Annotated in this window: 8 protein-coding genes; 5 read left to right on the top strand and 3 right to left on the bottom strand. The window is 72.3% G+C overall.

Annotated elements, in window-relative coordinates; genetic code table 11:
• Positions 1 to 215: 215 nt before the first annotated feature.
• Positions 216 to 1,127 carry a carbohydrate kinase gene (locus KVT45_RS00910; protein WP_217544305.1) on the bottom strand — a complete coding sequence of 304 codons (912 nt, stop codon included), beginning with the start codon at positions 1,125 to 1,127 and terminating at the stop codon, positions 216 to 218.
• Positions 1,124 to 2,236: a LacI family DNA-binding transcriptional regulator gene (locus tag KVT45_RS00905; RefSeq protein ID WP_217544303.1), complete on the bottom strand. Its 1,113-nt coding sequence runs from the start codon at positions 2,234 to 2,236 to the stop codon at positions 1,124 to 1,126. The genes KVT45_RS00910 and KVT45_RS00905 overlap by 4 nt, the downstream gene beginning before the upstream one ends.
• A 262-nt stretch (positions 2,237 to 2,498) precedes the next feature.
• Here KVT45_RS00905 and KVT45_RS00900 point away from each other — a divergent pair, with 262 nt between their 5' ends.
• Positions 2,499 to 2,927, top strand: a complete 429-nt coding sequence (locus tag KVT45_RS00900; RefSeq protein ID WP_217544301.1) for a Rieske (2Fe-2S) protein — start codon at positions 2,499 to 2,501, stop codon at positions 2,925 to 2,927.
• Positions 2,928 to 2,953: 26 nt separating this feature from the next.
• Here KVT45_RS00900 and KVT45_RS00895 read toward each other — a convergent pair whose 3' ends face one another.
• Entirely contained in the window at positions 2,954 to 3,901 is a 948-nt protein-coding gene (locus KVT45_RS00895; RefSeq protein ID WP_217544299.1) for a hypothetical protein, read from the bottom strand.
• Between the two features lie 737 nt (positions 3,902 to 4,638).
• Between KVT45_RS00895 and uvrC the strand changes: the two genes are divergently transcribed.
• Genes uvrC through whiA form a run of 4 tightly spaced genes read left to right on the top strand, consistent with a single transcriptional unit; the run spans position 4,639 to position 9,942 of the window.
• Positions 4,639 to 6,855, top strand: coding sequence for an excinuclease ABC subunit UvrC (uvrC, locus tag KVT45_RS00890; RefSeq protein ID WP_217544297.1), 2,217 nt, complete (start codon positions 4,639 to 4,641; stop codon positions 6,853 to 6,855).
• The gene (gene rapZ, locus KVT45_RS00885) at positions 6,852 to 7,898 is read left to right on the top strand and encodes an RNase adapter RapZ (protein ID WP_217544295.1); all 1,047 of its coding nucleotides are present in this window, start codon (positions 6,852 to 6,854) and stop codon (positions 7,896 to 7,898) included. Before uvrC ends, rapZ begins: the two co-directional genes overlap by 4 nt.
• The gene (yvcK, locus tag KVT45_RS00880; RefSeq protein ID WP_217544293.1) at positions 7,895 to 8,962 is read left to right on the top strand and encodes a uridine diphosphate-N-acetylglucosamine-binding protein YvcK; all 1,068 of its coding nucleotides are present in this window, start codon (positions 7,895 to 7,897) and stop codon (positions 8,960 to 8,962) included. Before rapZ ends, yvcK begins: the two co-directional genes overlap by 4 nt.
• Positions 8,953 to 9,942, top strand: coding sequence for a DNA-binding protein WhiA (gene whiA / locus KVT45_RS00875; RefSeq protein WP_089100932.1), 990 nt, complete (start codon positions 8,953 to 8,955; stop codon positions 9,940 to 9,942). Before yvcK ends, whiA begins: the two co-directional genes overlap by 10 nt.
• Positions 9,943 to 10,094 lie beyond the last annotated feature (152 nt).

Genomic DNA, 10,094 nt, shown 5'->3' with positions numbered 1-10,094 from the left:
AAAACCCCGCCGCGCCCCCCCGGGGCCGGCCCCCCGGCCCCGCCCCCCCGGACACAGCCAGACGGCGCGCCCCCCCGGGGACCCCCCCGGCGCCCCCCCGCTCGTTCCACATTCAGCCGCCCGATCCCCGCGGCCACGACGAACCTTGACTCCTCAACAGCGAGCTCAGCGGAACCGGTGGATCCGTCGAATCGGTTCGAGAAGTCGAACGTCCCCTACAGGTCCCCGAGTTCGTAGGCGTACGGCGGTTCCGCACCCGCCCGGGAGCAGGTGATCGCGGCTGCCCGCGCCGCGAATCGCAGCAGCCTCGTCCAGCCGTCGGGGCCGAGCCCCAGGAGCGCCTCCGCGGACAGCGCGTCCTGAGCGGCCAGACTGTGCAGCAGAGCCGCGTTCACCGTGTCACCGGCGCCGATCGTGTCCACGACGGCGACCTCCTCGCCGGGGACGGCGTACACGGTGCCGTCGCGGGTGAAGGCGCTGAGACCGTCACCGCCATGGGTGATCACCACGGCCGAGGGGCCCGCCGACAGCCATTCGTGCGGGGTGCCGCCCAGCCACAGCGCGTCCTCCTCCGAGAGCTTGAGGAGAGTCACCGAGGGCAGCCAGCTCTTGAAACGCGCCCGGTAGGCGTCCGGATCCGTGATCAGACCCGCCCGGATGTTCGGGTCGAGTGCGGTGAACAGGCCCTGCCCGGCCGCGTCGCGCATCAGCTCCTCGTAGGCGCTCGCCCCCGGTTCCAGGACGAGCGAGAGCGTACCGAAGGACACGGCGCGGGTCGTGGCGGGGAGACCGGCGGGGGCGGTGAACAGGCGGTCGGCGGTGCCCTCGACGTAGAAGGAGTAAGAGGCGGAGCCCTGCGGGTCGATCGTCGCGGCCGCGAGGGTGGTCGGTTCCGGTCCGCGCTCCACGAGGGAGACGTCCACACCCGCCTGCCGCAGCCCGTCCAGCAGGGCCTCGCCGAAGGCGTCGTGGGAGGCGCGGGAGCAGAACGCGGTGAGGGAGCCGAGGCGGCCGAGGGCCACGGCCGTGTTGTACGGGCCGCCGCCGAGCGCCGGCTGCAGGGCCGCGAGGGCGCCCGTGCCCTGCGGTACCAGATCGATCAGTGCTTCACCGGCGACGACGATCACGAGAGGGATCCTTTCTCGGGGTGCACGGGGTTCTCGGAGTACCTGGGCGGCTCGGACCGCGGGGCCCGCGTGGCTGCCGGCGTCTCGCCGTCCTCCTCCCGGCAGCCGCATGACGTCCGGTGCACGAAGGTGCACGGGAGCCGTACGGTCCGGGCGGGCCGGCCGAGTGAGGCCAGCCGTTCGAGGAGCACGCGGACCGCCTCGGCGCCGAGTTCCCTGCTGGGCTGGGCGATGGCGGTGAGCCGGGGTGAGAAGAGATCGGCCCAGGCGAAGTCGTCGAAGCAGCACAGGGCGATGTCGTCCGGTACGGAGAGGCCCCGCGTGCGCAGGGCGCGCAGGGCGCCGATGGTCATCGCGTTGTTGGCGGTGACGAGTGCCGTGGGCGGGGCGGCGTGCGACAGCAGTGCGGCGGTGGCCTGCTCGGCGCCTGCGGATGCGGAGTCGCCGGGGACGATCAGGGTGTCGTCGAGTGGCAGCCCGGCCGTGGCCAGCCCCTGCCGGTAGCCGGTGATCCGCTCGCCGGTGGTGCTCAGCCCGGGCAGCCCCGCGACCAGGCCGATCCGGCGGTGCCCGAGACCGGCGAGGTGGGTGACAAGCCGGGCCATCGGCTCGGTGTTCTCGGCGCAGACCTGGTCGAAGGGCGGGGCGGTGTCCGCGCGGCCGTCGATGACCCGGTCGAGGAGGACGGTCGGTACGGCATGACGGCCGAGGTAGCCGAGGAGTGCGCGCGGGTCGGTGGAAGGGGCGACGATCAGGCCGTCGACGCGGCGCTCGTGGAGGAGCTGGACGACCTTGCGTTCGTGCTCGGGGTCGTCGTGCGGGTCGGCGATGAGCAGGCTGTAGCCGTGCTCCAGGACAGCCGCCTCGACGCCCTGGAGGATCTCCGTGAAGTAGGGGTTGCTGATCGCCGACACCGCGAGCCCGATGGAGCGGGTGCGGCTGGTCACCAGAGAGCGGGCGAGGGTGTTGGGCGTGTAGCCCAGCTCCTCGATGGCGTCGAGTACGGCCTGACGGGTGTGGGGCAGCACCGGGCGGGTCTCGTTCAGCACATGGGAGACGGTCGCCACCGAGACGCCGGCGCTCCGGGCGACGTCGGCCATGGTGGGCATGAGGGCTCCCCTCCTCGCTTCCCGCCCTGGGCAAGGGCTCCTTTTCCCGCTCGGGCTGCCGGGTTCCGCTCGGGCTGCCGTGGGGCCTTCGGCCGGGAAGCTACCCCATGCGGCATGGCCGCGTAAACGCTTGCGTAAGCGTTTACGTCCTATTCGGCGAGCCGTCGACCCCCACGCCCGGCACCGCACCCCCCACCCCGAAGCGGGACGATCCGCCCAGGTAGTGTCGTCCCGCACCGTCCCGATCCACCAGGAGTCCCTTGTGACCGCCCATCCCTCCGCGAGTCGCCGTACCGTCCTGCGCGGAGTGGCCGTCACATCGGTCGCCGGGCTGGGGACAGCCGCCTGCCAGGCACCCGGCGGTGCGGCTTCGGCCGAGGCCACACCGACCGCGCCGGTCGACCTCGGAGCCGAGAGCGAGGTCGCCAAGGGCGGCGCCCGGCTCTACCGGGAGCACAACGTGGTCGTCAGCCGGTCCGCCGACGGCGGGCTGAAGGCGTACAGCACGATCTGCACGCACGCGGGGTGCCCGATCAACAAGCTCCAGGGCACGACGCTGGTCTGCCCCTGCCACGGCAGCGAGTTCGACGCCCTGACCGGGAAGGTGGTGCGGTCGCCGGCCACCGAGCCGTTGAACGAACTGCCGGTGAAGTCCGCGGACGGTCGGATCGTGGCGGGCCCCGGCGCCTGATCCGAGGGGCGGGCCTCAGCGCCGGTTCATTCCCAGTCCCAGCCGATCCCCAGGAGGCCCGGCCGTACCCGGGGCTCGACCAGGTGGACGGAGCGGTGCAGCCCGCTCAGCGGCAGGGTCTGCCGGCCGCTGCGCGGGGCCGCCGCCGAGTGCTGGGCGAACCGGTGGCAGCGTGTCGGCAGTGCGTCGGCGGCGAAGCGCACCTGAAGGGTGTACTGGCCGCCGGGAAAGCCGAAACTGCGGACGTACTCGCGTGAGGCACCGGCCGTGCCGTCCTCGACGGCGTAGCGGAAGAGAAAGGTGTCGCCGGAGCGCAGCCGGGTGCCGAAGAGGAGTTCGGCGACCAGGAGGCCGGTCTCCTGGTCCGAACGGACACGTCCCGCGCGGCAGTTCTCCAGTGCGTGCACGGTCATGTGCTGCGGGGCGCAGCCGGGGTCGCCTTGGTGGACGGCCACGAAGCGGTCGATGCCGTCCCGGTGGGCGCGCACGATGTGCTGGGATTCTCGGGCGGCCAGTTCACGGTGGGCGCCGATCCGCACCCGCTCGTGGTGTCCCAGGGTGTGCAGGCCGCCGTCGAGGGACCAGTCGAGCTCGGCCTGCAGCCGGTCCAGGACGTCACAGGCCTCGATCAGTGAGCGGTACGAACGGGCGGCGGGGCGGCGCACGGCCGGATCCTGGTCGGTCTCGGCGAGCAGCCGGATCAGGGACTCGTCCGGGAGCTGGAGGATCTCCTCCAGCGCGCGGACGGCCCGCAGCGACTCCGGGCGCTGGGGGCGGCGGGCGCCCTGTTGCCAGTAGCTAAGGCTGGTGACGCCCACTTTTACGCCGTAGCGCGACAGATGGTGCTGCACGCGCTGGAGCGGCAGTCCACGGGCGGCGATCGCGGCGCGCAGGGCCACGTGGAAGGGGCCGCCGCGCAGGGCCGAGTCCAGTTCCGCGGTGGCGACGTCCGCGTGCTGTGTGCCGTGCCGCATGCAGGGGGCCTCTCTGTTGGGGGGTGCAACGGCTGGTCAGGCCGTTGACGTGGTTCGGGGCCACCCCGTCGGCGCCGGGGCGGCCGCACCTGGGCACGCCGCGTCCGCAGGCCGTCGCTCACGGCCCCGAGTTCCCCCGCATTGAAGCGTGTTGACCAATCCCCGACAACACCTTCGGCCGGTCGAGAGAGCTCACCTGGCCGAGGCGCGACCCCGTGACCGGCGGGATCGTGCGGGTGCGGCGGTGCCGCCGTCGGCCAGGAGGCCGGAGATCGTTCGTGGGGGAGGTGCCGATTTGGGGAGGAAGCCGCGCAAGATCCGTCACGACCGGCCCAGCGGCTCCGCGCCGGTCGCGGACCGGGCCCGCGAGTGCGGCATGCCGGAGCGGCTCGCAAGGGCGCCGAGGTGTCCGATTTCGCGATCCGCTTTCCAGGTGGACGCTGGGCGGAGGGCGGTAAACCACGGGGGGCTGGGCGCTTGCCAGGAGGCGCGGAGACCTCGCTCCGACGGCGGATCGCCCTGCCTCCGCCGGCCCCGCGCTGCCGCCGGCAGGCAGCTGCCACCGGCCCGCCGCCCCGCCGCCGTCCTTGGGCCTGCGGCCCCCGCTGTCCCGTCGGCTTCGCCTCCCGGAGGTGCCCGTCGGCTCCGCCTCCCGGGTGTCCGCCGGCCCGCCGGTCCCGTGGACGGTTGTCCACAGGCCCGTCGCGGTGTCGGTGCTCGCCAGTAGGGTGTGAGACATGGCCGACCCCTCCAGCTACCGCCCCAAGCCGGGACAGATCCCGGACTCTCCCGGGGTGTACAGGTTCCGCGACGAGCACCGCCGGGTGATCTACGTCGGAAAGGCGAAGAGCCTGCGCCAGCGCCTGGCGAACTACTTCCAGGACCTGGCGGGCCTGCACCCCCGCACCCGGACGATGGTCACCACCGCGACGTCCGTGGAGTGGACCGTGGTGTCCACGGAGGTCGAGGCGCTTCAGCTGGAGTACTCCTGGATCAAGGAGTACGACCCCCGGTTCAACGTGAAGTACCGCGACGACAAGAGCTACCCGTACCTCGCGGTGACGATGAACGAGGAGTTCCCGCGGGTCCAGGTGATGCGCGGTCACAAGAAGAAGGGCGTGCGTTACTTCGGGCCGTACGGCCACGCGTGGGCGATCCGGGACACCGTCGACCTGCTGCTGCGCGTGTTCCCGGTGCGTACCTGCTCAGCCGGGGTGTTCAAGAACGCCGCCCGCACCGGCCGCCCCTGTCTGCTCGGCTACATCGGCAAGTGCTCGGCCCCCTGCGTCGGCCGGATCTCCCCGGAGGACCACGGCGAACTGGCCGAGGAGTTCTGTGACTTCATGGCGGGCCGCACGGGCACCTACCTCCGCCGTCTGGAGAAGCAGATGATGGAGGCCGCCGAGGAGATGGAGTACGAGCGGGCCGCCCGGCTGCGCGACGACATCGAGGCCCTGAAGAAGGCCATGGAGAAGAACGCGGTCGTGCTCGCCGACGCGACGGACGCCGACCTCATCGCCGTCGCGGAGGACGAGCTGGAGGCGGCCGTCCAGATCTTCCACGTGCGCGGCGGACGCGTGCGCGGCCAGCGAGGCTGGGTGACGGACAAGGTGGAGGACGTCACCACCGGTGCTCTCGTCGAGCACGCACTCCAGCAGCTCTACGGCGAGGAGACCGGGGACGCCGTCCCCAAGGAGGTGCTGGTCCCGGCTCTGCCCGAGCCGGTCGAGCCGGTCCAGGAGTGGCTCACCGGCCGCCGCGGGGCCAACGTCTCGCTGCGCATCCCGCAGCGCGGCGACAAGAAGGCCCTGATGGAGACCGTGCAGCGCAACGCCCAGCAGTCGCTCGCCCTGCACAAGACCAAGCGTGCCTCCGACCTCACCACCCGCTCGCGCGCGCTGGAGGAGATCGCCGACGCCCTGGACCTGGACAGCGCCCCGCTGCGCATCGAGTGCTACGACATCTCGCACCTCCAGGGCGACGACGTGGTGGCCTCCATGGTCGTCTTCGAGGACGGCCTGCAGCGCAAGAGCGAGTACCGCCGCTTCCAGATCAAGGGCTTCGCCGGCCAGGACGACGTGCGCTCCATGCACGAGGTGATCACCCGCCGCTTCCGCCGCTACCTCGCCGAGAAGGAGCGGACCGGCGAGTGGGCAGAGGACAGTGCCGAAGACGTCCTCACGGCCTCCGGCACCACCACGGCCTCCGGCCCGGCCACGGCCTCCGGCGTCCTCACAGCCACCGGCATCCCCACGGCCTCCGAAACCCACAGCGAAACCCACGGCGGCGCCGACACTGCCCCCGACTCCGACTCCGACTCCGACTCCGGCCCGGTCAACGGTTTCAAGGACGAGGACGGCCGCCCCAGGAAGTTCGCCTACCCGCCCCAGCTCGTGGTCGTCGACGGTGGTCAGCCGCAGGTCGCCGCGGCCAAGCGGGCGCTCGACGAGCTCGGTATCGACGACATCGTCGTCTGCGGCCTCGCCAAGCGCCTCGAAGAGGTCTGGCTGCCCGAGGACGACGACCCCGTGGTCCTGCCCCGCAGCAGCGAGGGGCTCTACCTCCTCCAGCGCGTCCGTGACGAGGCGCACCGCTTCGCCATCACCTACCAGCGCACCAAGCGGGCCAAGCGCTTCCGCTCCAGCCCCCTGGACGACGTACCGGGCCTCGGCGAAACCCGCAAACAGGCGTTGATCAAGCATTTCGGCTCGGTGAAGAAGCTGCGGTCCGCCACAATCGAGCAGATCCAGGAAGTGCCCGGGATAGGCCGCAAGACGGCCGAGACCATCGCCGTGGCCCTCGCCCAGGCGGCCCCGGCCGCACCCGCCGTGAACACGGCGACCGGAGAGATCATGGATGACAGGGAAGACGAGGCGTCCGAGACGACGGCGGACGCCTCGGGGGAGCCCGTACCCGCGGGCGCCCCGGACGATCGACGGGGCCAGGAGAGATGACCGAGCGCGACGCACAACCCACAGCACAGCGAGATCCGGCGTTCAGCGAAACGCAGGGCGAGCCCCAGCAGACGCACAACGAGGCGCGCCAGGATCAGCCGCAGGAAGCGGAAGCGGATGCGGTTCAGGAAAACGGAGCAGAAGTGAGTACGGACGCCACTCCGGCCGGGGTGCCCGAGGCCGCCATCCCCGAGCTGGTGATCATCTCCGGCATGTCGGGAGCCGGCCGTTCGACGGCGGCGAAGTGCCTGGAGGACCTCGGCTGGTTCGTCGTGGACAACCTCCCGCCGGCCCTCATCCCCACCATGGTCGAGCTGGGCGCCCGCTCCCAGGGCAACGTGGCGCGGATCGCGGTCGTGGTCGACGTGCGCGGCCGGCGCTTCTTCGACAACCTGCGTGAGTCTCTGGCCGACCTCGACAGCCGGGGCGTCACGCGCCGGATCGTCTTCCTGGAGTCCTCCGACGACGCCCTGGTCCGCCGCTTCGAGTCGGTGCGCCGCCCGCACCCGCTGCAGGGCGACGGCCGGATCGTCGACGGCATCGCGGCCGAGCGGGAGCTGCTGCGCGAGCTGCGCGGCGACGCCGACCTGGTGATCGACACCTCCAGCCTCAACGTGCACGAGCTGCGCGCCAAGATGGACGCCCAGTTCGCCGGCGACGAGGAGCCCGAGCTGCGGGCGACGGTGATGTCGTTCGGCTTCAAGTACGGCCTGCCGGTCGACGCCGACCTGGTCGCCGACATGCGGTTCCTGCCCAACCCGCACTGGGTGCCGGAGCTGCGCCCGTACACCGGCCTCAACGAGGAGGTGTCGGCGTACGTCTTCAACCAGCCGGGCGCCAAGGAGTTCCTCGACCGGTACGCCGAGCTGCTGCGGCTGATCGCGACCGGGTACCGGCGGGAGGGCAAGCGCTATGTGACGATCGCCATCGGCTGCACGGGCGGCAAGCACCGCTCGGTCGCCGTGTCCGAGAAGCTCGCCGCCCGCCTGGCCGCCGAGGGAGTGGAGACCGTAGTCGTGCACCGGGACATGGGGCGCGAGTGACCGAGCGCACTCCACGGCTGAGCAGGCTGCGCCGGATGGCGCCCGAGTCCCGCACGGGCCGTCCCGTCGAGGCCCGCGGCGCCCGGCCGCGCCGACGCGGTGCCCAGCCCAAGGTGGTCGCCCTGGGCGGCGGCATGGGACTGTCCGCCTCGCTCGCCGCCCTGCGCCGGATCACCGGCGACCTCACCGCCGTCGTCACCGTGGCCGACGACGGCGGATCGAGCGGGCGGCTCCGTGACGAGCTGGGCGTCCTTCCCCCGGGTGATCTGCGCAAGGCCCTCGCCGCCCTGTGCGGTGACGACGACTGGGGCCAGACCTGGGCCCGGGTCATCCAGCACCGCTTCCAGTCCAAGGGCGACCTGCACGAGCACGCGGTCGGCAACCTGCTGATCGTCGCCCTGTGGGAACAGCTCGGTGACCACGTCCAGGCCCTGGACCTGGTCGGCAAGCTGCTCGGCGCGCACGGGCGTGTGCTGCCGATGTCCGCCGTGCCGCTGGAGCTGCAGGCCCTGGTCAAGGGGCACGACCCGGAGCGGCCCGAGGAGGTGGACATCGTCCGGGGGCAGGCCACCGTGGCGCTCACACCCGGTGAGGTGCAGTCCGTGCACCTGGTGCCGCACGACCCGCCGGCGGTGCCGGAGGCGGTCGAGGCCGTGCTGGACGCGGACTGGGTGGTGCTCGGCCCGGGATCCTGGTTCTCGTCGGTGATCCCGCACCTGCTCGTCCCCGATCTGCTCGACGCGCTCACCGAGACCAAGGCCCGAAAGGTCCTGTCCCTGAACCTGGCACCGCAGCCGGGAGAAACCGAGGGCTTCTCCCCGCAGCGTCATTTGGAGGTTTTGGGGCGACACGCCCCTAAACTCGCCCTGGACGTGGTGCTGGCCGACGAGGCCGCCGTGCCCGACCGCGACTCGCTCACCGAGGCCGCCAAGCGGCTGGGAGCCGCGGTCGAGCTGAGCCCCGTGGCCCGGACCGACGGTTCACCCCGGCACGACCCGGAGCTGTTGGCCGCCGCGTACGACCGTATTTTTCGGATGCATGGAAGGATCGGCCCATGGCGATGACGGCAGCGGTGAAGGACGAGATCTCCCGGCTACCCGTCACCCGGACCTGCTGCCGGAAGGCGGAGGTCTCCGCCATTCTGCGGTTCGCGGGCGGCCTCCACCTCGTGAGCGGGCGCATCGTGATCGAGGCGGAGCTGGACACCGCGATGGCGGCCCGGCGCCTCAAGCGGGACATCCTGGAGATCTTCGGCCACAGCTCCGAGCTGATCGTGATGGCACCCGGCGGGCTGCGCCGCGGCTCCCGGTACGTGGTGCGCGTGGTGGCGGGCGGTGACCAGCTGGCCCGCCAGACCGGCCTGGTGGACGGCCGGGGCCGGCCGATCAGGGGTCTGCCCCCGCAGGTCGTCTCCGGGGCCACCTGCGACGCCGAGGCGGCCTGGCGCGGCGCCTTCCTGGCGCACGGCTCGCTGACCGAGCCCGGCCGCTCCTCCTCCCTGGAGGTGACCTGCCCGGGCCCGGAGGCCGCGCTCGCGCTGGTCGGGGCGGCCCGTCGGCTGTCCATCGCCGCGAAGGCCCGTGAGGTGCGCGGGGTGGACCGCGTGGTCGTCCGTGACGGTGACGCGATCGGCGCGCTGCTGACCCGCCTCGGCGCGCACGAGTCGGTGCTGGCCTGGGAGGAGCGCCGGATGCGCCGCGAGGTCCGCGCCACCGCGAACCGCCTGGCCAACTTCGACGACGCCAACCTGCGCCGCTCCGCCCGCGCGGCCGTGGCCGCCGGGGCCAGGGTCCAGCGGGCCCTGGAGATCCTCGCCGACGAGGTTCCCGAGCACCTCGCGGCGGCCGGCCGGCTGCGGATGGAGCACAAGCAGGCCTCCCTGGAGGAGCTGGGTGCGCTCGCCGACCCGCCGCTCACCAAGGACGCCGTCGCCGGCCGGATCCGCCGTCTGCTCGCGATGGCCGACAAGCGTGCGTCCGATCTGGGCATCCCGGGCACCGAGGCCAACCTCTCCGAGGAGCTGGCCGACAACCTCGCAGGCTGAGGCACCGTCAACTCGCCGGTGCCGACGGCCGCGACGGTCGTCGGCACCGGCGTTTGCGTCTCTTTTAAGCCACCGTGAACTGTCCGTGAGTCGCCCTTGACTGGATCATGAAGTGTCATGAGCCTGGCATGAGTTCGCCACTGTGGCGGACC

This window comes from Streptomyces sp. GbtcB6 (assembly GCF_019091475.1).
GTDB lineage: Bacteria > Actinomycetota > Actinomycetes > Streptomycetales > Streptomycetaceae > Streptomyces > Streptomyces hyaluromycini.
The sequence above is the reverse complement of the archived record's forward strand: the minus strand, read 5'-3'. Positions and strand labels throughout refer to the sequence as shown.